We start from the raw sequence: 26,396 nt of genomic DNA, 5'->3' as shown, positions 1-26,396 counted from the left end.
ATTTCTATTCCCTGGATGTCTGTTTGCGCTTGCCGGTCAGCGAGGCCAGCGCGCTGGAAGCGCCGAGAATGCCGCGGGGGCGCAGGAGCAGGATGAGGCAGAGCCCGACGCCGATCATGACGATCTGCAGCGACGCCGCACGCGCCTGCTGTTCGGCCGGTACGAAGGCGGAGACGGCGGCGGCCGAAAGCGCCCACAGACCCCAGACCAGCACCGCGCCGAGGATGGCGCCGCGATTGTTGCCGGAGCCGCCGACGATCAGCATCGCCCAGACTTGAAAGGTCAGGATCGGCAGATAGTTGTCGGGCGCGATAAAGCCGATGAAATGTCCTTGCGCGGCACCCGCCAGCCCCATGATGGCGCCGCCGATGGTGAAGGCTTGCAGGCGAAAGCGGATCGGCCGCTTGCCAAGCGCCTGTGCCGCACTCTCATCTTCGCGGATCGCGCGCAGCACGCGGCCCCAGGGACTCTTGGAGAGATGCTGGAGCGCCAGATAGAGCGCCAGCACGACTGCCACCATCAGCGAGAGATTGGAGAGAGAAAATGCCAGCGGATCAGCAGCGAGGCTGCCGAAGGGGCGGGGAATGAAGCCGATGCCGAAAGCGCCGCCGGTCAGCGGCTGCAGGTTGAGCACGCAAAGCTGCACCGTGACCGCAACGCCGAAGGTGGCGATGGCGAGATAGTCGGATCGCAGCCGAATGGTCAGCGCGCCTACCAGCCAGGCGGAGAGGCCCGCGAACAGCGCGCCGCCGAGCCAGCCGATGGCGATCGGCATGTCGAAACCGCCGAAGCGGCCGGGCGTATCCGGCGTCGTCAAAAGTGCGGATACGTAAGCGCCGATCGCGACGAAGGCGGCGATGCCGACGTTGAAGAGGCCGGTCTGGCCCCACTGCACATTGAGCCCGAGGCACATGATGGCATAGGTGAGCGCCATCGTGAGGAAGAAGGCGACGTAAGCGATCAGATCAAGGCTCATGCCGTTCTCCCGAACAAGCCGCGCGGGCGAAAAAGCAAGACCGCCACAAGGATTACGAAGGAGACCGCCGCTCGCCACTCGGCGCCAACGATCTGCACGGCTGCCGCTTCCGACAGGCCGACGATCAATCCAGCGATCATCGCGCCAGGAACGCTGCCAATCCCGCCGAGGATCGCGGCTGCAAACAGCGGCAGCAGCAGGTCGTGTCCGAGATAGGGGCGGATTTGGACGAGGAGCCCGGTCATGATGCCGGCGATGCAGGCAAGGGCGGCGCCGACGAACCAGACGACGCGGATCACACGGCGCACGTCGACGCCGGCAATGCCCGCCAGAGCGGGGTTCTCGCTGACGGCACGCATCGAGCGACCGACATCTGTGCGGGTCATCAGCAAATGGATGGCGATGACCGCGACTAAGGACAGGCCGAGTGACAAGAGCTGGTCGGGCGTTGCACGCAGGCCGCCACCGATCTTCACGGCGATCTGCAGAGATTTGGTGTAATAGGCGGGCTTCGAGGTGAAGATGAATTCGAGCAAACTACGCAGCGCAAGCGAGGCGCCGAAGCTCGCCATGACGAGGATGATGATTGCGCTGCCGCGCGCGCGCAGGCGTCCGAACAGCACCGCATCCACGGCGAGCGCAAGCAAGCCGGTGAGCAGGATCGCGAGGGCGGCTGCGAGCGGCAGCGACCAGCCGAAGGAGAATGGGCCGATCGGTTTGGTCAGCGACGTGGACAAGAACCCGAGGCCGCCGCTGACGGCGAGCGCCAGATAGGCGCCCCAGGAAAGCATCTCGCCATGCGCAAAATTGGCGAAGCGCAGGATCGAATAGGTGAGCGTGACGCCGATGGCGCCAAGGCCGATCATCGCGCCGGCGACGAGGCCGTCCATGAGAAATTGCGGGTTCATGGTGCCTCCGACGCCTGCTTGGTGGTGCCGAGATAGAGCTTGGCGATCAGCGGATCGCCGAGCAGTGAAGAGGCCTCGCCCTCGTGCCTGATCCGGCCTTCGACAAGGATGACGGCGCGGCTGGCGATCGCGAGCGCCGCCTTGACGTTCTGCTCGACGAGAATGACCGTGACGCCGCCGGCGTTGATCTCCTTCAACATCGAAAACACCTCGCCGACGATTTTCGGCGACAGGCCGGCAGAGGGTTCGTCAAGGATGAGCACGGAGGGATCGACGATCAGCGCACGGGCGACGGCCAGCATCTGCCGCTGCCCGCCCGATAGCGCGCCGGCCAAGCGCGAGGGCTTGCTGGCGAGATCGGGAAAGCGACGGTAGAGCGCGGCGATCCTGTCTGACCGCTGCGCCTTCGGCAGGACGGCTGCGGCAAGCTGCAGGTTTTCGTGAATGGTCAGCGTCGCGAAGATGTTTTCCGTCTGCGGCACAAAGGCGAGGCCTTCGGCGATCTTGCGGTGGGACGCGACGCGGGTGATCTCCCGCTCGCCAAGCATGACGCTTCCCGCGTGGATCGGCACCACGCCGGCGATCGCCTTGACGAAGGTCGACTTCCCGGCCCCGTTCGGCCCGAGCAGGACCAGCAGCTCTCCGGGCGCCACCGAGAGATCAACGCCGCGCACGATCGGCAGGTCGGGTTCGTACCCGGCGACCAGCGCGCGGGTTTCAAGCGCCGGCGCGGTCATGCCGCCGCTCCGAGGTAGGCTTCGATGACATCCGGATTTGAGGCGACGGCGGCAGGCGTGCCCTCGGCCAGCGGCTTGCCGAGCGCCATGGCGACGACGCGCGAGCAGAGCCGCGACACCATATCCATATTGTGTTCGATCAGCAGGATCGACTTGCCCTGCGCATTGAGCTCCAGCACGCGCTCCATGATCGTTTCCAACAGCGCCGGGTTGACGCCCGCCGCCGGCTCGTCGAGCAGGATCGCCTGCGGATCGGCCATCAGGATGCGTGCGAGTTCGAGCAGCTTGCGCTGCCCGCCGGACAGTACCTTGGCAGGTTGTCCCTCGAGGCCCGACAAGGTGACGAACTCCAGCAGCGCGCGCGCTTTTTCGATCGCCAATCGTTCCTGCTGCCTGACATGACCGAAGCGCAGGAAGTTGGCGAACAGCCGCTCGCCGTCCTGCGCCTGCGCGCCGACGAGCACATTCTCCAGCACGGTCATCTCGAGAAACGGCTTCGGGATCTGGAAGGTGCGGCCGACGCCGCGGCCAATTCTCTGCTCCGGACTTTCCTGCGAGACCTCGCGGCCGCCGATCCAGATCTCGCCAGATGTGGGCTTGAGGCTACCGGCGATCAGATTGAACAGCGTCGTCTTGCCGGCGCCGTTCGGGCCGATGAGACCGATCAACTCGCCTTTGTTGAGCCTCAGCGACATGCCGCCAACGGCCACATTGCCCTGAAACGACTTCACCAGCTCGCGCGCGTCGATCACGGCTTTGGCGGGTTCTGCCGCTTTCGGTGGGGCGTCTGGCACTGGCAAAGGCATGGAGGAAAGAAGTCTCTTGATTTGATTGGTGATGTTTGATCAAACTTCACCCCATGGTGAAAAGCAACCGAAAAAAGTGGCGTTCCACGGGGGAGACTTGATGGGAGACCCCTCTGCAGGAGCCCGTGCGAGGAAGCCGGCCGATGGCGGTCACGACCGTGACGAAGCGCTGTCGCCGGTCGGGCGCGAAACGTTGCAGGACCGCGTCTACGCTCAGCTGCGCAATTCGCTGATCAACGGTATGTTCGATGCCGGCGACGTGCTGCGCATCGTCGATCTGGCCGAGCGCCTGCAGACCAGCACCATGCCGGTGCGCGAGGCGCTTGGCCGTCTCGTGTCCGAACAGGCGCTGGAATCGCTGCCCAATCGCTCGGTGCGCGTGCCGCTCATCACCCGCGAACGTCTTGACGATCTCGCCCGCGCCCGCATCCTGATCGAGGGCCAGATGGTGGCGCTGGCGCTGCCCAATCTGAAGGATGACGATTTTGCCGTGCTGAAGCAGATCAATATCGACTGCGATCTCGCATTCGAGCAGCATGGCAAGGACATCGGCCATGTCACCTCGGCGCTGAACCAGCAATTCCATTTCCACATCTATCATGCGGCTTGCTCGCAGGTGCTGATCCCTATCGTCGAGAGCCTGTGGCTCCAATCAGGCGCGATCATTCGCAAGGCCGCGCATATTCACGACGAACAGGGCGGACTTGCCGCCACCAATCATCATTGGGCGCTGATCGATGCGCTGGAAAAGCGCGATGCCGAGGCCGCGATGCAATCGCTTTCCAACGACATCAGCCGCTCCTTCGATCTCATCCGCGGGCGGCTGGATGCCGAACCCGACGGCAATGCATCGGGAGACCACCATGCCTGAACCCATCGACGACGGCTTCGACCTGTTTGATCTGAGGGTCGACGTGATCATCCCCGAAGGCGGCGCGGTTTACTGCGGCGCAAAGCCGGGCGATCATTTCGAGCTCAAGGGCGAGATGCTGCATCTGCCGGAGGGGCAGGGGATCTCGATCTACTCGCTCTCCTCCGTCCTGCCGCTGCTCGCGGCCAAGCAGCGCCCGACCGATCGCAACGACTGGATGACGACGGACGCCGACATCGCTTGCCCGGACCCGAATTGCTCGACACGGCTGAGGATCACTCGCACGGGTATCCGCCGTTTCAGCCATGCCGCCACCACGGCGGTTCCTTTGAATGACGAATAGGCCGAAAGATATGCAGCGCATCACCATCGCCCCCGGTTACGAAATCTCCCGCGTCATCCGCGGCGGCTGGCAGTTGGCCGGTGGGCACGGCGCGATCGATGGCGACAGCGCCGTCGAGGACATGATCGCATTCGCTGATGCGGGGATTACCACCTTCGACTGCGCCGATATCTATACCGGTGTCGAGGAGCTGATCGGCCGTTTCCGCGTCGCCTACAAGAACCTGCGCGGAGAAGAGGCCCTGTCGCGCATCCGCGTCCACACCAAGTTCGTGCCCGATCTGACGGTGCTGCCAAACATCAGCAAGGCTTATGTCGAAGGCGTCATCGATACTTCGCGCAAGCGGCTCAACCTCGATTGCCTCGATCTCGTGCAGTTCCACTGGTGGGCCTATGATATCGAGGGCTGGCTGGAGACGGCGGGCTGGCTGAAGGAGCTGCATGAGGCCGGCAAGATCGGCAAGATCAGCGGCACCAATTTCGACACGGATCATATCGAGGCGATCATCGGCTCGGGCGTGCCCTTTACCTCGTTGCAGCTGCAATATTCGCTGCTCGACCGGCGGCCGGAAAAGCGCATGGTTGCGCTTGCTCAGGAAAAGAACTTCGCGCTGTTGTGCTACGGCACCGTGGCCGGCGGCTTCCTCGCCGATCGCTGGCTCGGACAAACGGAGCCGGAGCATCCGCTCGAAAACCGCTCGCTGACGAAATACAAGCTGATCATCGATGATTTCGGCGGCTGGGACCTGTTCCAGGCCCTGCTGTCGACGCTGCGCGGGATCGCCGACCGGCACGACACCGATATCGCCACGATCGCAAGCGCCGCCATGCTGACCAAGCCAGGCGTCGCGGCCGTCATCGTCGGCGCCCGCAACAGGGAGCATTTGAAGTCCAATCTCGCCATCGCCGATATCGCGCTCAGCGAAACGGATAGAGCCGAGATCGACGCGATCCTTACGCAATCGAAGCCGCTCGACGGCGACGTTTATACGCTGGAGCGGGACAGGGAAGGCCGCCACGGCAGCATCATGAAGTACAATCTCAACAAAGGGGAACAAAAATGAGAATGACATTCCTGCTTTCCGCCATGGTCGCTGCCCTTGCTGCGTCCACGGCGCCGACGTTCGGGGCCGATTGCGACATCACCGTCGGCCTCGTCATGGAACTTACCGGCCCGGCCGGAGAATATGGCCAGGCGGGCGCGAAGTCCGTTGAGATGGCCTTCCGCGACATCAACGATGCCGGTGGCGTCAATGGCTGCAAGATCGTTGCAGACACGCGCGACAGCCAGAGCCAGGGCAACGTCGCCGTCGATCAGGCAACCCAGCTCGTCAACATCAAGAAGGTGCCGGTCATCATCGGCGGTATCATCTCGTCGGTATCGATCCCGATCCTGACATCGGTGACGGCGCCGGCCGGCGTCGTGCAGGTCTCGCCCGCATCCTCTTCGCCGACGCTGACCGAGCTTGGTCGCAGCGGCAAGGCCAACGGCGTCTTCTTCCGCACCATCACGTCCGACGCGTTGCAGGGCACGGCGGCCGCGAAATTCGCGATGGATCAGGGCTTGAAAAAGATCGCGATCATCAACGTCAACAACGACTTCGGCGTCAACATGGTCAAGGAGTTTGCGACCGCATACCAGAAGCTTGGCGGCACGATCACATCGACGACGCCCTATAACGAGAAGCAGTCGAGCTACGCGTCCGAAGCCAGCGCCGCCATGGCTGGTGAGCCCGATGCGCTCTATCTCGTCAGCACCCCCGTCGATGGCGCGACCATCGCCCGCGCCTGGGTTTCCGGCGGTGGCAAGCAGACCTTCCTGCTGAATGACGGCATGAACTCCAAGGACTTCATCGAGAGCGTCGGCGCGCAGTATCTGGAGAACGCCTACGGCACCTCCTCGGGTACCAGCCCGACGGCGTCGACCGAGTATTTCACCGGCAACTACGAAGCCTTCTCCGGCGGCATCTCGCCTTCGGCCCCGGCCGCCGACCGCTCTTATGACGCGGGTGCGATCGTGGCGCTGGCCATTGCCAAGGCCGGCAAGGCCGATGCGGCCGCCATCAAGGCAGCCATGCCGGAAGTTGTCGCCGAGGGCGGCACGCCCATCCATGCCGGCAAGGAAGAGTTCGCCAAGGCGCTGCAGCTCATCAAGAACGGCAAGCCGGTGAAGTATGAAGGTGTCATCGGCCCTGTCAGCTTCGACAAGTACGGCGATATCACCGGTCCGTTCCGCCTGTGGAAGATCAGCAATGGCGAGGTGACGACGGTCGGCGAATTGAGCGCCGAAGAGGTCACCAAGATCAAGACCGCGCAGTAGAAGCGCCAGGCGACATGGGGGATGTGCTCCCATGTCGCACCAGTCTGGTCTGGGCGCCTATGTGCTTTGTTGGCTAAGCAGATGCATTTGGCAAACACAACGACAGGCCATCGACATATGAAAAAGCGCTCAATCCTTCCGTCGATCTGTTCGATCGCGAGCCTGCTCGTGACGACATCCGCGGCATCCGCCGAGGATGTCGAGCATGGACGGCGGGTGTTCAGGCTGTGCGTTGCCTGTCACAAGGTCGATTCCGATCGCAACGGTTTCGGCCCGCATCTGAAGGGTGTCGTCGGCCGTCCAGCCGGAAGCTTGCCCGACTACCGATATTCCGAAGCGATGAAGACGGCCGGTGCCGGCGGACTTGTCTGGGACGAGGCGGCGCTCTCGGAATTTCTATCAAACCCCAAGAAGAAAGTGCCGGGAACGAAGATGAGCTTCGGCGGCCTATGGACGACGTCGGAGATCACCGACCTGATCGGCTATCTCCGAGCCAATCCCTAGACGCGCCAAATGTCGGTCCGCCACGGCTTGACGCCTCGGCGCCGGATCGCCTAAGTCACACCTGATGGTTCCCGAAGGGATGACTTCCGACGGGATTAATAGGGAACACGGTGCGGACGACCCGAATGGGGCCAAGACCGTGGCTGCCCCCGCAACTGTAAGCGGATTGCCTGATGTTCTTGTGGTGTTCGTCTCGAACGCCATGCCACTGCGAAGCTCTTCGTGGGAAGGCAGATGTCAGGTGCATATTCGCAAGCCAGGAGACCTGCCGTCAAAACAGTGTCCACCATCCCGGACGGGGTTGTCCGGAGAGGAGCATCATATGATGGTTTTTGACGTCAGCCGCTGGCGCGGCCCCGCTTTATTCCCCTCCACAAATCTCATGTCCGTGATCCAACGATAGTTTTCGCCGCCGCATGATTTCAGGCGAGCGCTCTGCTGTGTCGTCCTGCATCATCCGCGGCGGTCCCCGCGTCGAGTTTCACAGCCGCGGCCAGTCGGCTGCGGGCTTCAGTCATACATGAGGACCAATATGAACCGCATCATCCTGCGAACCGCGCTGCTTTCGATCGCGACGGCTTGCACCTTTACCACCTTTCTCCCCGCCGCCCATGCAGCGGCAACGACCTACCCGCTGACGATCACCAATTGCGGCCAGCAGGTGACATTCGACAGCGCGCCGAAGAAGACGGTGTCGATCGGCCAGGGCATGACCGAAATTCTCTACTCGCTCGGCCTTGCCGACAAGATCGTAGGCACGGCGGTCTGGGTCGGGCCGGTGCTGCCCGCCTATGCCGAGGTCAACAAGGGGATCAAGCGGCTGGCCGACAATGATCCGAGTTTCGAATCCGTCGTCGGCCAGGAGCCGGACTTGGTTGCGGCCGAGTTCGAATGGCATGTCGGCACGCAAGGCTCGGTCGGCAAGCGCGAGCAGTTCGCCGGTCTTGGCATCAAGACCTATGTCTCGCCGGCTGATTGCGTCGCGAAGGTCAACACCGATGGTGGCGACGGCGTGCGCAGTGAGCTCTTCACCATGGAGCTGATTTACCAGGAGATCGCCGAACTGGCGGAGATCTACGATATCCAGGATCGCGGCGCGGCCCTGATCGCTGACTTGAAGAAGCGCGAAGCGGATGCCGTGGCATCGCTTGGCGGGTCGGCGAAGGATCTGCCTGTCGCCTTCTGGTTTTCCAGCAAGGAAGTGCAGGGCGATGCCTTTATCGCCGGCAAGAACAGCGCTCCGGCCTATATTCTGAAAACGCTCGGCGCCCGCAACGTCGTCAGCACCGAGGAAGAGTGGCCGCTGGTCGGTTGGGAAACGATCGCGCAGGCCAACCCTGCAGTCATCGTCATCGCCACCATGGACCGTCGCCGCTACGCTGCCGACGATCCGAAGGTTAAGATCGACTTCCTTGAAAAGGACCCGGTCACCAGCCAGCTCGATGCCGTCAAGAACAGGCACTTCGTCGAGATGGATGCGCAGTCGATGAACCCGACGATCCGTACCATCGACGGCCTGGAACGCCTTGCCGCCGGCATCAAGTCCTTCGGTCTTTCCAAGTGAGGCACGCGTCGATAGCCCACCGGGGATGGAGAGCGCTGCTCGTGCTCTTCGTCCTTGCCGTCGTGGCATTGGGCTTTGTCATCAGTCTCGCCGTGTCTATCGGCGAGATCTCCATTCCTGTCGACACGACGGCCAAGGCCGTTGCGAACCGCTTGCTTGGCACCGGCTTTGAACTCAGCCGCATCCATGAAGGCATCATCTGGGATTATCGCCTGAGCCGCGCGCTTGTCGCCGCCAGCGCCGGAGCGGCTCTTGCGCTATGCGGCGCGGTGCTGCAGGCGTTGCTGCGCAATCCGCTGGCCGAGCCCTATGTACTCGGCATCTCGGCCGGCGCGTCCACCGGGGCCGTCGCCGTCATGATCCTCGGTTTCGGCTATGGCGTGTTGACGCTTTCCGCCGGCGCTTTCGTCGGCGCGGTCGCGGCGTTCCTGCTGGTGTCTTTGCTGGCGGTGGGCTCCGGCGGCGGGACGGACCGTATCATCCTCGCAGGTGTCGCCGGTTCGCAGCTCTTCAACGCGCTGACGTCCTATATCGTCACGACATCGGCAAATGCAGAGCAGGCGCGCGGCGTCATGTTCTGGCTGCTCGGCAGCCTTTCCGGCGTACGCTGGCCGGATGTCTATCTTGCCGCTCCCGTTGCAATCGCCGGCTTTCTCGTCTGCATGCTTTACGCCCGCGCGCTCGATGCCTTCACTTTCGGTACCGATGCTGCGGCGGCGCTCGGCATTCCGGTCGCTGGTATCCGGATCGTGCTGCTTGCGCTCACGGCGCTGCTTACCGCGACGATGGTCAGCATCGTCGGCTCGATCGGCTTCGTCGGGCTGGTCATTCCGCATGCGGCGCGTTTCGTGGTCGGGCCGGGGCATGGGCGCCTGTTACCGGCAACGGCGATATCCGGAGCGATCTTCATGGTGGTCGCCGATATCGTCTCGCGCGTCATCATCCCGCAGCAGGTGTTGCCGATCGGCGTGGTCACCGCGCTCTTCGGCGCGCCGGCATTCGCGCTCATTCTCTACAAGGCGAGGCGGCCCGCATGAGCATTTCCATCAGCGATGTGCACTGGGCAACGTCAGGCGTGCTTGTTGTCAAGGGCATAAGTCTCGAGGTCCCCACCGGCCAGACGCTGGGCCTAATCGGGCCGAACGGTTCGGGAAAGTCCAGCCTGCTGCGGTTGATCGGCGGGCTGCGAAAGGTGAAGAGCGGTGTCATTGCACTCGGCGATACCGGCATCGACACGCTGGCACGCCGCGACATTGCCCGGCGTGTTGCCTTTGTCGAGCAGCAGGCCACGACGGAAACACAGGTGACGGTCACTGAGGTCGTCCGTCTCGGGCGCACGCCACATCGCGGTCCGTTGGCGCCGTGGAGCGCCAATGATGAAGAAGCGGTCGAGAATGCGCTGCGGCAGGTGGGCATGGTCGAGAAGGCGCGGCAGCTCTGGCATACGCTGTCGGGCGGCGAGCGGCAGCGGGTGCATATCGCCCGCGCGCTGGCGCAGACGCCGACCGAGCTTCTGCTCGACGAGCCGACCAATCACCTCGACATCCAGCATCAGCTCGAAATCCTGTCGCTGGTTGCCAAGCTGCCGGTCACCAGCATCGTTGCGCTGCATGATCTGAACCTCGCCGCCATGTTTTGCGACAGGATTGCTGTGCTTAGCCAGGGTCGGCTTGTTGCGGTCGGACCGGCGGACGAGGTATTGACCGAAGGCTTGATCGCCGATGTGTTCGGAGTGCGCGCCCATATCGAGCGCTCGCCGCATCATGGTCGGCAGCATATCCATTTTCTTGGCTGTATTTCTTGAGGTTCGATGTCCATCAGACAAACCAATTTCGATTTGAAGGAAGAGATCCGGGACTACTGGTCCAAGCGCTCGCAGACTTTCGATCTTGCCTTCGGCCACAGGATACCGAGTGGACCGGAGTTCGACGCCTGGCAGCAGCCGATGCGCGATCATCTGGGGCCGACGTCGTTGCGTGTCCTCGAACTTGCCTGTGGAACCGGCGAGGTCACGGCGGTGATCCACGATCTCGGCCATGATGTGACCGCGCTGGATTTCTCCGAGGCCATGCTGTCAATCGCCAAGGCCAAGCATACCGGCAAGGAACGGTTGCGCTTTGTGCTGGCAGACGCTGAAAATCCGATGGAGCCGGATGGCCGCTACGATGCCATCATCTGCCGGCATCTGGTGTGGACGCTGACCGATCCCGCAAAGGCATTCGGCGAGTGGCATCGCGTGCTGAAGCCGGGTGGCACGCTATTGGTCTTCGACGGCGACTGGGCGAAGCCGACAAGGCTCGGCCGCGCCGCAGCATGGCTCATCCGCCGGATCGATCGTTTCTGCGGCGCGGATCGGCATTATGATGGCGCGATGAGCGAGCGCCATTCGGCGATCATGTCCGCGCTCCCCTTCGGCGCCGGCCTGCGGCCAGATGATCTTGTTCCGCAATTGACGCAGGCCGGCTTCATAGGTTTCGAGATCGCGTCGCATGGACCGATCGCGAAGGCGCAGCGGCGCGGCGCCAATCTGCGTAACCGGCTTCGGACGCTGGTCTATCGGCGCTTCATTCTCGTGGCCAAATCCGCCGGCGTCTCGCAAGGTGAAGAGGCCTGATCTATCGCGCAAAGGCGGTGGATTTGATGCCGTCGGCGAATTTTGCAGCCTGTTGCCATCGCAGCATGTTGACGTGATCGGCTAGACGAGGTCATCTGCGCATAACGGCATGGCGCTCATGCTTGCGGTGATCGGCACGGGAGGCCGGATCACCGTCTCAAAAGGCCGAGCGCCGGCAGTCTCAAGGGAGGATTACGCCTGTCAGCCAGCCCGATCGGATCGGGACGGTCTGAACCCTTGAACGCTAGGACTCCCACAATGGCATACAGCACGACGATCGAACGAACGCGCTTCGGCTTTCGCGATCTTAAGGACCTCCTCGCAAAAGCGACGCCGGATCGCTCCGGCGATCAGCTCGCGGGTATCGCGGCGAGCGGACCGGTCGAGCGGCTCGCAGCCCAGATGGCACTTGCCGATCTGCCACTGAAGGCTTTTCTCGCCGAAGAAGTCATTCCATCGGAGATCGACGAGGTCTCGGCGCTGATTTCAAGGCAGTTCGACGCGCAAGCTTTCGCGCCGATCAGTTCGTTCACTGTGGGCGAGTTTCGCGAGTGGTTGCTGAAGCCAGAAACGGATCAGCGGGCACTCGAGGCGATCACCTATGGCATCACGCCGGAAATGCTGGCGGCCGTCTCGAAAATCATGCGGCTGCAGGATCTGATCGCCGTCGCCGCCAAACGGCAGGTCGTCACGCGCTTTCGCAACACGCTCGGCCTCACCGGCCGCTTGTCGACCCGCAACCAGCCGAACCATCCGACCGACGACAGCCGCGGCATTGCCGCTTCGGCGATCGACGGTCTATTGATGGGCTCCGGCGACGCCGTCATCGGCGTCAATCCGGCGACTGATAGTGTTGAGGACTATGTGCGGATCGTCTCGCTGCTCGACGAAATCCGCGAGCGCCTTGCCATACCCACCCAGACATGCTGTCTCGGCCACGTTACCACAGCCATCCGTGCGGTTGAAGCGCGAGCGCCGGTTGATCTGATGTTCCAGTCGGTTGCGGGATCGCAGAAGGCCAATGAAGGCTTCGGCATCGATCTCGCGCTGCTGAAGGAGGCGCAGGATGCCGGACGATCGCTGAAGCGCGGCATGCCGGGCGCCAACCTGATGTACTTCGAAACCGGGCAGGGAGCAGCACTCTCGGCCGACGCGCATTTCGGCGTCGACCAGCAGACGATGGAGACGAGAGCCTATGCCGTCGCGCGCGAGTTCGATCCGCTGCTCGTCAACACCGTGGTCGGCTTCATCGGGCCTGAATATCTCTTCAACGGGAAACAGATCATCCGCGCCGGCATCGAGGATCATTTCTGCGGCAAGCTGCTCGGCCTGCCGATGGGCGTCGACGTTTGCTACACCAACCATGCCGATGCCGATCAGGAAGACATGGATACGCTGTTGACGCTGCTCTGCGCGGCAAACGTCAATTTCGTCATTACCGTACCCGGCGCCGACGACATCATGCTGAACTACCAGTCGCTGTCCCACCACGACGCCGTCTTCTGCCGTGAGACCCTTGGGCGCCCGCCGGCGCCGGAGTTCGAGACGTGGCTTCGCGATGTCGGACTGACCAATGAAGCCGGCGCGCTGTCCGGTGCGCCTGCCATGCTGACCGATTACCTGTCGAGGGCCGTTCTTGTCTAAATCCACCGCCACCGAACTAAGAGCCGATCTCCAGCCGGCCACCGTCGATTTGTCCGAGATGACCGATGCGCGTGTCGCGCTCGGGCGCTTCGGATCCGGCGCGCCGACCAAGGCGCAGCTGGCCTTCCTGCTTGATCATGCCCGGGCCCGCGAAGCTGTATGGTCGACGGTCGACGAAGATCGGCTGAAGAGCGACCTCATGGCGCTCGGGCTGGATGTCGTCTCGGTGGAAAGCATGGCCGAGGATCGCGGCAGCTATCTGCGCCGGCCTGATCTTGGCCGCAAGTTGTCGCGCGCTTCGGTCGAGCGGCTGAATGCTCTGCCATCTGAGGCCAAAGGGTGCGACGTCATCATCACCATTGCAGACGGCCTTTCCTCGAGCGCGGTCGATATCAATGCCGTCGCTCTCGTGCGCGAGCTTTCGAGCCTGTTGCGCTTAGCCGGCTTGTCGATCGGCCCGGTTGCCGTCGCGCGGCAGGCGCGGGTGGCGCTTGCCGACGAGGTCGGCGAAATTCTCGGTGCGCGGATAACGATCGTGCTGATCGGCGAGAGGCCCGGTCTCTCCGCGGCCGACAGTCTCGGCGCCTATATCACCTACGAGCCATCCGTCGGCACGCCGGATTCCCGGCGTAACTGCGTCTCAAACATGCGCGAGGGCGGCCTGTCGATGAAGCAGGCGGCGAAGACCATCGCCGGTCTCATCGCCGACATGACGAAGACAGGTCTCAGCGGCGTCAGCCTGAAGGAAGCGCTGGTCAGGTTGCCCAGCGCTTCGTAATCGGCTTCACCGGATGCCCGCCCGTGCGCGCGGTCGCGTGTCGTTGCGCTCGTGCTCGAAGATGGCGCCGGGAAGCGGCAGCTTGCCTCGAATGATGTCCGAGCCCTTCTCGCCCACCATGATGGTCGGCGCGTTGGTGTTGCAGGAGGGTACGCGCGGCATGACGGACGAATCACAGACGCGCAGGCCTTCCAGCCCGTGCACCTTGAGATCGAGCCCTACGACCGCGTCGGCGCCCGTGCCCATCTTGCACGTGCCGACGGGGTGGTGATCGGTCTTGGCGTTGGCGCAGCCGTAGTCGAAAAGTTCGTCGTCGGTCATCACCTTCGGTCCCGGCAGCCGCTCGGCCAGGACGAATGGCTTCAGCGCCGCCTGCTGCATGATTTCTCGCGCGATCTTCAGGCCTTCGAGCGACATCGTCCGGTCATGCGCGTCGGACCAGTAGTTCGGATCGATCAGCGGCGCTGCCGCCGGATCCGATGATTTGAGCCTGACAGTGCCGCGCGAGCGAGGATGTAGATAGGCCGAGTTCAGCGTCACGCCGGCGTTCTTCAGCCGCTCCACGCCCGCCTCGATGCCCGAACCGAGCCCGAGGTGGAACTGGATGTCGGGGGAACGCGCATGCGGGTCCGCATACCAGAAGCCACCCGTCTCGAAGAGCGAGGACGCAACCGGGCCGGTGCGGAAGAGAATGTACTCCAGCCCCGCCCAAACGGTCCGGTGAAGTTTGGCGACGCCGTCATAAGTGTGGTCGCCGGTGCACTCGCAAATGACGAAGAGGTCGAGGTGGTCCTGCAGGTTGCCGCCGACGCCGGGGAGATCGTGGTAAACCTTGACGCCGACCGATGTCAGATGGTCGGCCGGACCGATGCCGGATTGCAGCAGGAGTTTCGGCGAGCCGATCGCGCCTGATGACACCAGCACCTCGCGCTCGGCGCGGATCACCTCGGAGCCCTTGTCCGTCACCACTTCGACGCCGACGGCCCGCGTTCCCTCGATCACGATCCTGCTCACGCGGGCGCCGGTGCGGATGGTCAGGTTCTTTCGGCCCTTGATGGGCGAGAGATAGGCGAGTGACGCGGATGAGCGGCGGCGGTTGCGCTGGGTCAGCTGGTAGAAGCCGACGCCCGCCTGCTGCTTGCCGTTGAAATCGTGATTGTAGGGAATGCCGAGCTCCTGGCCGGCGCGGATATAGGCGTCGCAGATCGGTAGCGCTGAGACAGGCATTGAGACGCCGAGCGGCCCGCCATAGGTGTGGTAGTCGTCGGCGAAGCGCTGGTTGTCCTCGGCACGCTTGAAGTAAGGCAGGATCGAGCGATAGTCCCAGCCCTCGCAGCCATCCTCGCCGGCCCAGAGATCATAGTCGGCGGCATTGCCCCGGGTATAGAGCTGGGCATTGATCGAGGAGCCGCCGCCGATCACCTTTGCCTGCGTATAGCGCAGCACCCGGCCTTTCATATGTTTCTGCGGAACCGTTTCCCATCCCCAGCTGGCCACGCCCTTGGTCATCTTGGCAAAGCCGGCCGGCATGTGAAACAGCGGGTTCCAGTCACCGCCACCGGCTTCCAGAATAAGCACACTGACATCTGGATCTTCGCTCAGCCTGCTGGCGAGCACGCAGCCGGCGGGACCCGCGCCCGTTATGATGTAGTCAAAGCCCATTGGTTCTATCCTGTCACAAGCGGGGAATGGAAAGGCCGCCATCGGCGTCGATGACGGTGCCGGTCGCAAAGGCGAAGGCGCCGGAGGCAAGGGCCGAGCAAATCCGGCCGATATCGTCGGCCTCGCCCCAGCGCTTCATCGGCACAAGGCCGCCTTCGATCAGCGCGTCGTATTTCGAGGTCACGCCTGCCGTCATATCGGTGCGGATGATGCCCGGCCGGAGTTCGAAGACGGAGATGCCCGATTCCGCCAGGCGCAGCGCGAGCCCTTGAGAGAAGGCGGCAAGCCCCGCCTTGCTGATGCAATAGTCCAGGCGTTCCGGAGAGCTTGCCTCGGCCGATACCGAGGTGATGTTGATGATCGAACGCGGGTGCGGCTTGTCGCCGGAAACAAGCATCGCCTTCACCACCGCCTGGGTGAAGAACACGGTGCCGCGCAGGTTCGTGGCCATGATCGCGTCGAAATTGTCAGCCGTCAGCCCGAGGAAATCGCCCCTGACCACGGCCGCCATGCCCGCATTGTTGACCAGGCAATCGATGCGACCGAAGGCCTGCAGGATCGCGTGAACCGTTTCCTCGTGCTTTTCGACGGCCGAAATATCGGCCTGCAGGTAGATCGCGTCGGCACCGTGTTGTTTCAGCTGCGCGACGGTTTCGTCCGCGGTCTCCACGGCGCCGACGCCTGTTATCACGACATTGAAGCCTGATTTCGCCAGCGCGCCGGCAATGCCCAGCCCGATGCCGCGACGGCCGCCGGTGACCACGGCTACGGGCTTGTCCGAATGCGTCGTCATGCTGTCAAATCCTTTGATGCAATGTGGTCGGCAACGCGCAATGCCTGGCTCGCCACCGTCAAGGCCGGATTGACGGCTGCCGAAGTCGGCAGGAAGCTCGCATCGACGACGAAGAGGTTCTGGTGATCGAAGGCACGGCAGTAGATGTCGAGCGGAGCCGACGCCGGATCGCGACCGATCCTGATGGTTCCGCACTGGTGCGAGGGCGTGCGCTTGTCGAATGGCCGGCTGAGCACCAGCGGGAAGCCGATCGACTTCAGGATGTCCTTGAGCTTGGAGACCAGCGAGAGATGGGCATCCCAATTGGTGCGATGCCATTTCAAGACGATGCGCTCGCCATCGACCATCACCCGGCTTTCCGGATTGGGAACGTCTTCGCTCATGGCGTAGAAATCGATCGCATGGCCGGTGATCCGATTGAGCAGCCATTCCGGGACATTCGGCAGCGAGCCCTTCAATACCTTGCCGGAGATGCGGCCGAGCAGCTGGACGTTGCCAAGCGGCGGTCCGCCATTGCCGTCGGACAGATAGAAATCATTGAAGGCGAAGGTCTTCTGGTAGATCGAGGTGTTGCGATATCGCGGCGAGACGCCGATCACGGCCGAGGAATTGTGGTTCATGAAGTTGCGCCCGACCTGGCCCGAGGAATTGGCGAGCCCCTCGGGAAACCGGTCACTTGCCGAGCGAAGCAATAGCACGGCGGACTGCACAGCGCCGGCACTGAGGATCACGAGCTTTGGATGAAGCGTGCGGGCTTCGCTACCCTGACGGTAGGTGACGCCTGAAATGCGTCCGTCCGCATCCGCTTCCAACTTGATGACGGGAGAGTTGGTCTGAAGGCGGACATTGTCGTGTTTCAGGGCCTGCGACAGGGCAGCTGTTTCCGCGTCCATCTTGCCGTCGTCGGAGTTCGGATGTGCGTCCCATGGGGTTGGTGCCTTCGCCAGCCACTTGTCGATATCGACACCCAAGGGGAGCGAGAAAGGGTGCAGACCCTTCGCCTTCAGCCGCGCCCTGACGTCGGCGATGGCAGGTTCTTCGCGCACCGGCGGGTAGTCATAAGGTGTCGAATGCGCCGGCTCCGTCGGGTCATCACCGAGCGCGCCGCGCACCCGGTACAGTTTCTCGGCGCGGCCATACCACGGTTCAAGTTCCTCATAGGGGAATGGCCACGCGGGTGACACGCCTTCGCGGTGATGGATCTCTTCGAAATCCTCGCGGCGGTAGCGCGAGAGCACGGCGCCGAAGAATTTCGAATTGCCGCCGACATTGTAGTAGTTGCCGGGATTGAAGCCGGTGCCATCGGCCTCGTACCAGGTTTCCTTCGGGCGGAAATGGCCGCGCTGGAAGATCGCCCGCTGGTCGCGGTTGACCGGGTGGTCGGCGATCCGTTCGCCGGCTTCGAGAATGAGGATCTCGGTGCCGGTGGGAGCGAGTCCGGCAGCGACGGTCGCGCCACCGATGCCCGAGCCGATGATGACGATATCAGGTGTTCTGTTCATATTGCTGTCCCGCCGTCAGATCACGCGATCCGCGCCTGGCTCTGCGGGTCGAAGAAGACCACCTTGTCGAGGTTGAATGCCAGTCGCGCGTTCTGGCCGGGCTGAATACGGGCATCGGCGCGCAGCCGCGCAACGACTTCCTTGCCGCCCAGTTTCGTCACCGCGAAGGTGTCGGACCCGGCCGGTTCGACGACGTCGATCAGGCAATCGCCCTCGGCGAGTGCGCGGGCGTTGCGGTCGGCGCCATCGGGGTCGGTCAGCGCTTCCGGCCGGATGCCGAAGACAATCTGCCGGCCGGCATGCGCCTGCAACGCTTCGTGGCCCGGCGCGATCGGCAGGCGGATGGGCTCGCCGCTGGGACGGGCGAGCGAGACAGAGAGGCCCGTCGCGCCCTGTTCGATGGTGCCGGAGAGGAGGTTCATGGCCGGAGAGCCCATGAAGTCGGCGACGAACATGTTGGCGGGGTTGTTGTAGATTTCTGCCGGCGTGCCGAACTGCTGCACCTCACCGTCCTTCATCACGGCGATCTTGGTCGCCAGCGTCATCGCCTCGATCTGGTCGTGCGTGACGTAGACAATCGTCTTGCCGGTCGCCTGATGCAGTCGCTTGATTTCGATGCGCATATCGACCCGCAGCTTGGCGTCCAGGTTGGAGAGCGGCTCGTCGAACAGGAAGAGCTTGGGATCGCGCACCAGCGCGCGGCCCATGGCGACACGCTGCCGCTGGCCGCCGGAAAGCTGGCTCGGCTTGCGGTCCAACAGATGGCCGATCTGCAGCACCTTGGCCACCTTGTCGATCGCCGCCTTGCGCTCGTCCGCTGGCACACCGCGCATTTCCATGCCGAAGGAGATATTTCCTGACACCGTCATGTTCGGATAGAGCGCGTAGCTCTGGAACACCATGGCGATGTCGCGCTTGGAAGGATGCAGATCGGAAATGCTGCGGCCATCGACGCTGATGTCGCCCTCTGTGATGGCTTCCAGCCCTGCGATGGTATTGAGCAGCGTGGACTTGCCGCAGCCCGACGGGCCGACCAGCACCAGGAAACCGCCTTTTTCCAGCTCAAGATCGATGCCCTTGAGGATTTCCAGTGCGCCGAAACGCTTTCTGAGGCCTGAGATTTCGAGAAAAGCCATGGGATTATCCTTTGACCGCGCCCGCCATCAGACCGCGAACGAAGTAGCGGCCGGCGAGGATGTAGACGAGAAGCGTGGGCATGGCGGCGATCATCGCCGCGGCCATGTTGACATTGTATTCGACCACACCGGTCGAGGTGTTGACGACGTTGTTCAGCGCCACCGTCATCGGCATGGACTCGCCGGTTCCCGCATAGGCGGATGCGAACAGGAAGTCGTTCCAGATGTTGGTGAACTGGTAGATCACGGTCACGACGATGATCGGCAGCGAGTTCGGCAGCATGATGCGGCGGAAGATCTGGAAGAAGCTCGCGCCATCCACCTGCGCCGCGCGCACCAGTTCGGTCGGAAATGCCTCGTAGTAGTTGCGGAAGAACAGCGTCGTGAAGCCGAGACCGTAGACAACGTGGACGATAACCAGATTGACCGTCGGATTGCCGAAGCCGAGCGACATGCCAATATCATTGGTGAGCATGTTGCCGAAGCGGCCGAGGCTGCCGAGAATGGTCGCCATCGGCAAAAGCACCGACTGGAACGGAATGAAGCAGGCAAAGAGCATCAGGCCGAAGACCAGCGTATGGCCGGGGAAGCGCCACTTGGTGAGCACGTAGCCGTTCAGCGCGCCGAGGATGGTCGAGATCGCGACGGCGGGAACGACCATCTTGATCGAGTTCCAGAAGTAGCCCTTGATGCCGGCGCAGGTGAGGCCGACGCAGGTTTCGCCCCAGGCCTTGATCCATGGCTCGAAGGTCGGCGCCGCCGGTAGCGACAACATGTTGCCGCCCTGGATCTCGTCCATCGTCTTGAACGAGGTGACCAACATGACGAAGAGCGGCATCAGGTAGACGATCGCGAAGATCGCGAGTACGCCGTAGATGAAGATGCGGTTGAACATCCGCATGCGTGCCATGTGGGAGGCACCCGATGTGACCGTGCTCATCGTGATTTCTCCCGCAGTTCCGAATAGAGATAGGGAATGATGATGGCCGAGATGGTCATCAGCATGATCACGGCGCTGGCCGAGCCGACGGCCATCTCGTTGCGCTTGAAGGTGTATTCATACATGAAGTTGGACGGCAGCCAGGCAGAGCCGCCAGGGCCGCCCGAGGTCAGCGCGACCACGAGGTCGTAGGACTTGATCGCCATGTGCGCGAGCACGATGAAGGCCGACAGGAAGACGGGCCTCAGAAGCGGAATGATGATGCGGCGGTAGAGCTGCACCGTCGAGGCGCCGTCGATCTGCGCCGCCTTCATGATCTCGCTGTCGATGCCGCGAAGGCCCGCCAGGAACATCGCCATGACGAAGCCCGAGGCCTGCCAGACGCCGGCGATGACAACGGTGTAGATCACGAAGTCCTTGTTCTTGATCCAGTCGAAGTGAAAGCTCGTCCAGCCGAAATGGTGCAACGTCTGCTCCAGCCCGAGGCCCGGATCGAGAAACCATTTCCAGGCAACCCCGGTGACGATGAAGGAGAGCGCCATCGGATAGAGGAAGATCGGCCGCAGAATGCCTTCGCCGCGGATCTTCTGGTCGAGCAGGATGGCGAGCAGCAGCCCGAGGCACAGGCAGATCGCGATATAGAGGAAGCCGAAGATCCCCATATTGGTGATCGACGTGTACCACGACGATGGCGGATCGCTCTCGAAGGTCCAGCGCCAGAGCCGTTGATAGGCGCGAGGCCCGGTCAGCGCGTAGGACGGAAAGGTCTTTGAATTGGTGAAGGACAGATAGACCGTCCAGAGGATGAAGCCGTAGACGAAGACCAGCGTGATGGCAAAGCTCGGCGCGAGCACGATTTTCGGCAGCGCGTCCTGCAGCCAGCCGCGCAAGGAAAACGACGTTCCGCGCTGCGCTGTGACTTCTGGTTTGGTGGTAGCGATAGTGCTCATAACATTCATCCCCCTCCCAAGGGTGACGTTGGCAGTCGATATCTTCCCCGCCATCTGAGGCGGGGAAGACCATGCTTGGAGCCGATTACTTGGCGTCGTCGATTGCCTTCACGAGCTCTTCGACAGCCTGGTCGGAGGTCTTGATCTGGCCGTGAACGAACTTCGAGACGACGTCCTTGTAGGCGTTGGCAACGGCCGGAGGCGCGCCATAGCCCTGTGCCAGCGAGCCGAACAGCGTGCCGCCTTCGTTGGCTGCCTTCAGGTCGGCGATGCCCTTCTTGCCGCAGGCGTCGAAGTCGGTATCCGGCACGTCGGTACGGGCAGGCACCGAGCCCTTGACGACGTTGAACGCCGACTGGAAGCTCTTCGACAGCGTTGCTGTCGCAAGCGCCACCTGGGCGGCCTTGCGATCGTCGGGAACGTTGAACATGCCGAACATGTCGGAGTTGTAGATCACGCTGCCGTCGGTGCCCGGGAAGCGGTAGCAAAGGAAGTCGGTGTCAGGGGTCTTCTTGGCGGCGACGAATTCGCCCTTGGCCCAGTCACCCATGACCTGCACCAGCGCATCACCCTTGATGACCATGGCGGTCGCAAGGTTCCAGTCACGGCCGGAGAAGTTCGGATCGACATACTTGATCAGCGTGGCCAGGTTGTCGAACGACTTCTTCATCGTGTCGGACTTCAGCGACTCCTCGTCGAGTTCGTTGAAGGCCTTCTTGTAGAACTCCGGTCCGCCGGTCGAAAGCACGACGCTGTCGAACATAGTGGCTTCCTGCCAGTTCTGACCGCCGAGGGCGAGCGGCGTGACGCCGGCGGCCTTCGCCTTGTCGAGCAGGGCAACGAGGTCTTCGAAGGTCTTCGGCTGCGTGCCGCCGATCTTGTCCATCACGGCCTTGTTGATCCAGAGCCAGTTGACGGAGTGAACGTTGACGGGAGCTGCGACCCACTTGCCGTCATAGACGGAGAACTTCTGCAGCGCTGCCGGAACAGACTTGTCCCAGCCTTCCTTCTTCGCGGTTTCGGTGAGATCGCCCATCACACCTGCTTGCGCGTAGTCGAGAACGGTGTAGCCGAGCATCTGCGAAGCGGTCGGGTAGGTGCCTGCCGCAACCATCGCCTTCAGCGCGGTCATCGCGGCGTCACCGCCACCACCGGCGACAGGCACGTCTTTCCAAGCGTAGCCTTCCTTCGCCAGATCGCCCTTCAGCACGTTGAGCGCGGCGGCTTCGCCACCCGACGTCCACCAATGCAGCATCTGCACTTCCTTGACATCGGCAGCGCGGGCCAAACCACCCACGGCACCAACTGCCAATGCGACCACGGCGGTCGCCGTTAGAAATCTGCGCATTTGAAAACCTCCCGTTTTCAAGTTCGCGAAACGAGACCCATTCTCGTTCCGTATCCCCCGCCCTCCTCGAGCGTGGTTTCTGCAGACCGGCTCCCCGCCGGCTGTCAGTTCCTGGGCATCCACCAGTTTGTGCGGCTGCCGATATGCATGTTGAGCGTCTTCGTCTCGGTGTAATCCTCCACCGCATGGCGGCCGAGTTCGCGGCCGAGGCCGGACTGCTTGTATCCCCCGAACGGCAGCTCCGATGCGCCGTCCATAAATGTGTTCATCCAGACGGTTCCCGCACGTACTCTACGCCCGATTGTCAGGCATGTATCGAAATCCTTGCTCCAGACGCCGGCCGAGAGACCGTAATCGATGGAATTGGCGATCTCGATCGCCTCCTCGGTGGTCTCGAAGGTGAGGACAGAGAGGACGGGCCCGAACACCTCCTCGCGCGCGACCGTCATCCCCGGCGTGACCTGAGAGAGAATGGTCGGTGCCATGAACTGGCCCATGCCCAGATCCAGCGCCCCGCCGCCATGGGCGACTTCGGCGCCGGCGCTTTTTGCCGCCGCGACGTAGCCGGCGATCTTGTCGAAGTGCTGCGGCGTGATGATCGCGCCAACTTGCGTGGTCAGATCCAGGGGGTCGCCGACCTTTACAAGCTTGGCAAGCGCCGCCACGCGCGCGACCACGTCGCTCGCGATGGATTTGTGCAGGATCAGCCGCGAGCCTGCATTGCAGCATTCGCCGGCGTTGAAATAGGCGCCGAACACGGCCGCGTCGATGAAGGCGTCTAGGTCGGCATCGGGGAACACGATCTGCGGGTTCTTGCCGCCGAGTTCCAGCGAGACCTTCTTGAGCGTTTGCGCCGCATTGGTCATCGTCAGCTTACCAACGCCGGTCGAACCGGTGAAAGAAACCATATCGACGTCGGGGTGTGCAGTCATGATCGCGCCAACTTCGGCGCCCGTGCCGGTCACGATATTGACGACGCCATCGGGGACGCCGGCTTCCTGCAGGATTTCGCCGAGCACGATCGTCGAGCCCGAGGTCAGTTCCGACGGCTTGACCACGCAAGTGCAGCCTGCCGCAAGCGCGAAGGGCAGTTTCTGGCCGACGATCAGGAACGGGAAATTCCACGGCGTGATGATCGAGACGACACCGATCGCCTCGCGCAGCACGACACCGAGTGTGCCGTCGCCGAGCGTGTTGTAGCTTTCGCCATGCAGGTCGCGGGCAAGGGCGGCGGCATAGCGCCAGATATCGACCGATCCTGCGATCTCGCTCTTGACCTGAGAGATCGGCTTGCCGGCCTCGATCGCATCGAGATAGGCAAGCTCATCGGCCCTGGCGGCGATGAGATCGGCGGCCTTGAGCAGGATCGCGGAGCGCTCCGATGCCGTCATGCGCGGCCAAGGGCCGGTGTCGAACGCCTTGCGCGCGGCTGCAATCGCGCGCTCGGCGTCCGCCTTGGAACCAGTCTGAAAGCGGCTGACGACGACGCCGTGGCTCGGCGCGACACGCTCGATCGGTGCGGCATTGCCGGCGATCCATTTGCCATCAATCAGCATCTTGAAGTCACGAACCGTCTGATTGGCGAGCGCCTTTGGGGTGACCAGAACCGTCATTACCATTCTCCCTTGAACTGTGCCGGGCGCTTCTCGCTGAACGCGGTCACGCCTTCCTTGAGGTCGCCGGTTTTGGCGACCAGGATCGAGCCGAGCGCTTCAACCGCCGTACCGTTGTCCTCGCCATTTGCCGATGCGATCATAAGCTTTGTGATCTCGAGTGCCGCCGGTCCGCGTGTCGCGACGCGGCGTGCGTAGTCACGTGCCGCGTCGACAGCGGTGCCGGTGGCCACGACCATGTCGACCATGCCGGACTGGCGGGCTTCCTCGGCCGTGAAGATCTCGCCGCCCAGCGCCATCCTGCGCACTATCTGCGCGCCGAACCGCTTGACGAGACGCTGCGTGCCCGACCAGCCGGGGATCATTCCAAGGCCCGTTTCCGGAAGGCCGATCTTGATCTGCTCTTCGGCGATCCTGATGTCGGCAAGGCCTGCCAACTCGAGCCCGCCGCCGAGCGCGTGGCCGTTCAGCGCGGCGATCAGGGGTACGCGAAGCGTGGCGAGACGCTCGAAGACACGATGGCCGTAGCGCACCCAGGCGTGCCCGAACTCCTGCGGCGCCATGTGCCCCCAGGCCTTGATATCGCCGCCCGCCGAGAAGGCCTTGCCTTCGCCGGTGAGGATGGCGACATGCACATCCGGATTGGCTTCCACCGCGTCGGCGGCTTCCGACAGAGCCTTCAGCATGTCGAGGTCGAGCGCATTCAGCTTCTCGGGCCGTGATACGGTCATGATAGCGAGAGAGCGGTCGATGTCGATGCGCACGGTTCCGCTAGTCATGGAAGGTGCCCTCCAGAACGCGGGCACTTTTTACCGGCAGCGACAATCCGATCGGCCCTTCGGCAAAGAGCCCGGCGTCCATCACCTTGAGTTCCTTGGCGACCAAGAGGGGGAACTCCGATTGTTCCAGAATATGCGTCTGCAGGTCGATGCCGGGTGCGATTTCGGTGAGGACGATCCCGTCGGCGATGAGCTTCATTACGCAGCGCTCGGTCACATAGGTGATGTCCTGGCCCTGCTCGATCGCCCGGCGGCCGGAGAAGGTCACGTGTTCGACCTCGTTGACCAGCTTCTTCAGCTTGCCTTCCTTCTCGATGACAAGCTTGCCATCGGCGATGCTGAGCTTGGCGCCTGCATTGAACATGCCGGAGAAGACAATCTTGCGGGCACGTGCGGTGATATCGACGAAGCCGCCGGCTCCGGCCGTCACATGCGGACGGAAGGAGAGCTTGGAGACGTTGACCGAGCCATCCCGGCCGATCTCCAGGAAGGACAACAGCGACGCGTCGAAACCGCCACCCTGGAAATAGGTGAACTGGTAGGGCGATGGCATGTAGGCATCGGCGTTCGAGGCGCAGCCAAAGGCGAAGTCGAGCAGCGGAACGCCCCCGACCGCACCTTGCTCGATCACCCAGGTGACCGCCCCGTGCTGGCCCTCTTCCATCAGGATGCGGGGCACATTCGCCGAGATGCCAAAGCCGAGATTGACGCAGCTGTTGGCCTGAAGCTCCTGCGCGACGCGACGCGCAATTACCTTCTGGATGTTGAATTCGGGCACGCGGAACGTATCGAGCGGGCGGAAGATTTCGCCTGAAATCGCAGGATCGTAGAGCGTCTGTGTCGTCTGCTTCTGCTCTGGGTCGACAATGATGTAGTCCACGAGCATACCCGGCACGCGCACGTCATGTGGCTTCAGCGAGCCCTGCTTGGTGATGCGCTTTACCTGCGCGATGACGATGCCACCATTGTTGCGCGCGGCGAGGGCTTGGTCTAGCCCGCCGAGATAGGCGCCCTCGTGCTCATAGGTCAGGTTGCCGTGCTCGTCAGCCGTCGTTGCTCTGATGATTGTGACATCGGGCGTGATGGCCGGAAAATACAGCCAGTCGTCTCCCTCGAAAGAGACGCGCTTGACCACGGGTGTTTCCTGAGCGGCGGCGTTCATCGCACAGCCCTGACGCTTCGGGTCCACGAATGTGTCCATCCCCACTTTCGTCAGAACGCCGGGTCGCTTGGCGGCCGCCTCGCGGTGCATGTCGAACATCACGCCGGAGGGGATGTTATAGGCCGGGATCTCGTTGCCGGTAATCATTTGCCAGATCAGCGGCGGTTCGGCGGTCGACGGGCCGGAGGGGTAGGAGCCACCGATGATCCGCTTCAGGAGACCCTTGCGCGCGATGTGGTCGATGCCTTTGATCCCGCTCATGTCGCCGGCGGCGATCGGGTGCAGCGTGGTGATGTCGCGCGGATGGCCTGTTGCTTCGAAGCGCTCGCCGATCGCTTTAAGCATCAGGTCGGGGCAGCCCAGGCCGCTGGACGAGGAGACCGAAACAACGGCGCCGTCGGGGATCAGGTCAGCAGCTTGCGATGGGGTGACGTGCTTGTTCATCTC

General features: G+C 62.9%; 25 protein-coding genes and 1 riboswitch. Of the genes, 11 read left to right on the top strand and 14 right to left on the bottom strand.

Annotated elements, in window-relative coordinates:
- Positions 1-4 precede the first annotated feature (4 nt).
- The 4 genes from QTL96_RS11340 to QTL96_RS11325 are packed head-to-tail and all read right to left on the bottom strand — an operon-like array spanning position 5 to position 3,427.
- On the bottom strand, positions 5-976 hold the full coding sequence (locus QTL96_RS11340) for a branched-chain amino acid ABC transporter permease (RefSeq protein WP_113198553.1): 972 nt from the start codon (positions 974-976) through the stop codon (positions 5-7).
- Complete coding sequence (locus QTL96_RS11335) at positions 973-1,884, bottom strand: branched-chain amino acid ABC transporter permease (RefSeq protein WP_113198554.1); 912 nt, start codon at positions 1,882-1,884, stop codon at positions 973-975. The genes QTL96_RS11340 and QTL96_RS11335 overlap by 4 nt, the downstream gene beginning before the upstream one ends.
- Positions 1,881-2,621 (bottom strand): ABC transporter ATP-binding protein, encoded by a 741-nt coding sequence (locus QTL96_RS11330; RefSeq protein WP_289727775.1) that lies wholly within the window; start codon positions 2,619-2,621, stop codon positions 1,881-1,883. Before QTL96_RS11330 ends, QTL96_RS11335 begins: the two co-directional genes overlap by 4 nt.
- Complete coding sequence (locus QTL96_RS11325; protein ID WP_289727774.1) at positions 2,618-3,427, bottom strand: ABC transporter ATP-binding protein; 810 nt, start codon at positions 3,425-3,427, stop codon at positions 2,618-2,620. The genes QTL96_RS11330 and QTL96_RS11325 overlap by 4 nt, the downstream gene beginning before the upstream one ends.
- A gap of 100 nt (positions 3,428-3,527) precedes the next feature.
- Here QTL96_RS11325 and QTL96_RS11320 point away from each other — a divergent pair, with 100 nt between their 5' ends.
- From QTL96_RS11320 to eutC, 11 genes are all read left to right on the top strand, one after another.
- Entirely contained in the window at positions 3,528-4,298 is a 771-nt protein-coding gene (locus QTL96_RS11320; protein ID WP_113168233.1) for a GntR family transcriptional regulator, read from the top strand.
- On the top strand, positions 4,291-4,641 hold the full coding sequence (locus QTL96_RS11315; protein WP_112943365.1) for a TIGR04076 family protein: 351 nt from the start codon (positions 4,291-4,293) through the stop codon (positions 4,639-4,641). Before QTL96_RS11320 ends, QTL96_RS11315 begins: the two co-directional genes overlap by 8 nt.
- A 10-nt stretch (positions 4,642-4,651) precedes the next feature.
- Positions 4,652-5,704 (top strand): aldo/keto reductase, encoded by a 1,053-nt coding sequence (locus tag QTL96_RS11310; RefSeq protein WP_289727773.1) that lies wholly within the window; start codon positions 4,652-4,654, stop codon positions 5,702-5,704.
- Positions 5,701-6,960 (top strand): ABC transporter substrate-binding protein, encoded by a 1,260-nt coding sequence (locus QTL96_RS11305; RefSeq protein ID WP_289727772.1) that lies wholly within the window; start codon positions 5,701-5,703, stop codon positions 6,958-6,960. The genes QTL96_RS11310 and QTL96_RS11305 overlap by 4 nt, the downstream gene beginning before the upstream one ends.
- A 117-nt stretch (positions 6,961-7,077) precedes the next feature.
- Positions 7,078-7,464 (top strand): cytochrome c family protein, encoded by a 387-nt coding sequence (locus tag QTL96_RS11300; RefSeq protein WP_113198558.1) that lies wholly within the window; start codon positions 7,078-7,080, stop codon positions 7,462-7,464.
- Between the two features lie 48 nt (positions 7,465-7,512).
- Positions 7,513-7,752: riboswitch (cobalamin riboswitch) on the top strand.
- Positions 7,753-7,996: 244 nt separating this feature from the next.
- A complete protein-coding gene (locus QTL96_RS11295; RefSeq protein ID WP_112820081.1) occupies positions 7,997-9,028 on the top strand; it encodes an ABC transporter substrate-binding protein in 1,032 nt (343 codons plus the stop codon).
- On the top strand, positions 9,025-10,065 hold the full coding sequence (locus tag QTL96_RS11290; protein ID WP_209193270.1) for an iron chelate uptake ABC transporter family permease subunit: 1,041 nt from the start codon (positions 9,025-9,027) through the stop codon (positions 10,063-10,065). The genes QTL96_RS11295 and QTL96_RS11290 overlap by 4 nt, the downstream gene beginning before the upstream one ends.
- A complete protein-coding gene (locus tag QTL96_RS11285; RefSeq protein ID WP_112943359.1) occupies positions 10,062-10,832 on the top strand; it encodes an ABC transporter ATP-binding protein in 771 nt (256 codons plus the stop codon). Before QTL96_RS11290 ends, QTL96_RS11285 begins: the two co-directional genes overlap by 4 nt.
- Before the next feature lie 6 nt (positions 10,833-10,838).
- On the top strand, positions 10,839-11,642 hold the full coding sequence (locus QTL96_RS11280) for a class I SAM-dependent methyltransferase (RefSeq protein ID WP_289727771.1): 804 nt from the start codon (positions 10,839-10,841) through the stop codon (positions 11,640-11,642).
- A 258-nt stretch (positions 11,643-11,900) separates the two neighbouring features.
- Positions 11,901-13,286 (top strand): ethanolamine ammonia-lyase subunit EutB, encoded by a 1,386-nt coding sequence (locus tag QTL96_RS11275; RefSeq protein WP_289727770.1) that lies wholly within the window; start codon positions 11,901-11,903, stop codon positions 13,284-13,286.
- On the top strand, positions 13,279-14,064 hold the full coding sequence (eutC, locus tag QTL96_RS11270) for an ethanolamine ammonia-lyase subunit EutC (protein WP_289727769.1): 786 nt from the start codon (positions 13,279-13,281) through the stop codon (positions 14,062-14,064). Before QTL96_RS11275 ends, eutC begins: the two co-directional genes overlap by 8 nt.
- A gap of 6 nt (positions 14,065-14,070) precedes the next feature.
- Here the strand turns inward: eutC and QTL96_RS11265 are convergent, their stop codons facing one another.
- From QTL96_RS11265 to QTL96_RS11220, 10 genes are all read right to left on the bottom strand, one after another.
- Complete coding sequence (locus QTL96_RS11265) at positions 14,071-15,726, bottom strand: GMC family oxidoreductase N-terminal domain-containing protein (protein ID WP_289727768.1); 1,656 nt, start codon at positions 15,724-15,726, stop codon at positions 14,071-14,073.
- A 13-nt stretch (positions 15,727-15,739) separates the two neighbouring features.
- Positions 15,740-16,519 (bottom strand): 3-ketoacyl-ACP reductase, encoded by a 780-nt coding sequence (locus QTL96_RS11260; protein WP_112820068.1) that lies wholly within the window; start codon positions 16,517-16,519, stop codon positions 15,740-15,742.
- Complete coding sequence (locus QTL96_RS11255) at positions 16,516-18,021, bottom strand: GMC family oxidoreductase (protein WP_113198564.1); 1,506 nt, start codon at positions 18,019-18,021, stop codon at positions 16,516-16,518. Before QTL96_RS11255 ends, QTL96_RS11260 begins: the two co-directional genes overlap by 4 nt.
- A 20-nt stretch (positions 18,022-18,041) precedes the next feature.
- Positions 18,042-19,157: an ABC transporter ATP-binding protein gene (locus tag QTL96_RS11250; protein ID WP_112943352.1), complete on the bottom strand. Its 1,116-nt coding sequence runs from the start codon at positions 19,155-19,157 to the stop codon at positions 18,042-18,044.
- Positions 19,158-19,161: 4 nt separating this feature from the next.
- Positions 19,162-20,097 (bottom strand): carbohydrate ABC transporter permease, encoded by a 936-nt coding sequence (locus QTL96_RS11245; protein WP_289727767.1) that lies wholly within the window; start codon positions 20,095-20,097, stop codon positions 19,162-19,164.
- Positions 20,094-21,047 (bottom strand): sugar ABC transporter permease, encoded by a 954-nt coding sequence (locus QTL96_RS11240; protein WP_113009158.1) that lies wholly within the window; start codon positions 21,045-21,047, stop codon positions 20,094-20,096. Before QTL96_RS11240 ends, QTL96_RS11245 begins: the two co-directional genes overlap by 4 nt.
- Before the next feature lie 85 nt (positions 21,048-21,132).
- Positions 21,133-22,395 carry an ABC transporter substrate-binding protein gene (locus tag QTL96_RS11235; RefSeq protein WP_018896757.1) on the bottom strand — a complete coding sequence of 421 codons (1,263 nt, stop codon included), beginning with the start codon at positions 22,393-22,395 and terminating at the stop codon, positions 21,133-21,135.
- Between the two features lie 104 nt (positions 22,396-22,499).
- Positions 22,500-24,014: an aldehyde dehydrogenase family protein gene (locus tag QTL96_RS11230; RefSeq protein WP_289727766.1), complete on the bottom strand. Its 1,515-nt coding sequence runs from the start codon at positions 24,012-24,014 to the stop codon at positions 22,500-22,502.
- Positions 24,008-24,787 carry an enoyl-CoA hydratase/isomerase family protein gene (locus tag QTL96_RS11225; RefSeq protein WP_112943350.1) on the bottom strand — a complete coding sequence of 260 codons (780 nt, stop codon included), beginning with the start codon at positions 24,785-24,787 and terminating at the stop codon, positions 24,008-24,010. Before QTL96_RS11225 ends, QTL96_RS11230 begins: the two co-directional genes overlap by 7 nt.
- The gene (locus QTL96_RS11220) at positions 24,780-26,393 is read right to left on the bottom strand and encodes an acyl CoA:acetate/3-ketoacid CoA transferase (protein ID WP_113009048.1); all 1,614 of its coding nucleotides are present in this window, start codon (positions 26,391-26,393) and stop codon (positions 24,780-24,782) included. The genes QTL96_RS11225 and QTL96_RS11220 overlap by 8 nt, the downstream gene beginning before the upstream one ends.
- Positions 26,394-26,396 lie beyond the last annotated feature (3 nt).

Origin of the sequence: Rhizobium sp. S163 (genome assembly GCF_030380805.1) — a bacterium.
GTDB lineage: Bacteria > Pseudomonadota > Alphaproteobacteria > Rhizobiales > Rhizobiaceae > Rhizobium.
The sequence above is the reverse complement of the archived record's forward strand: the minus strand, read 5'-3'. Positions and strand labels throughout refer to the sequence as shown.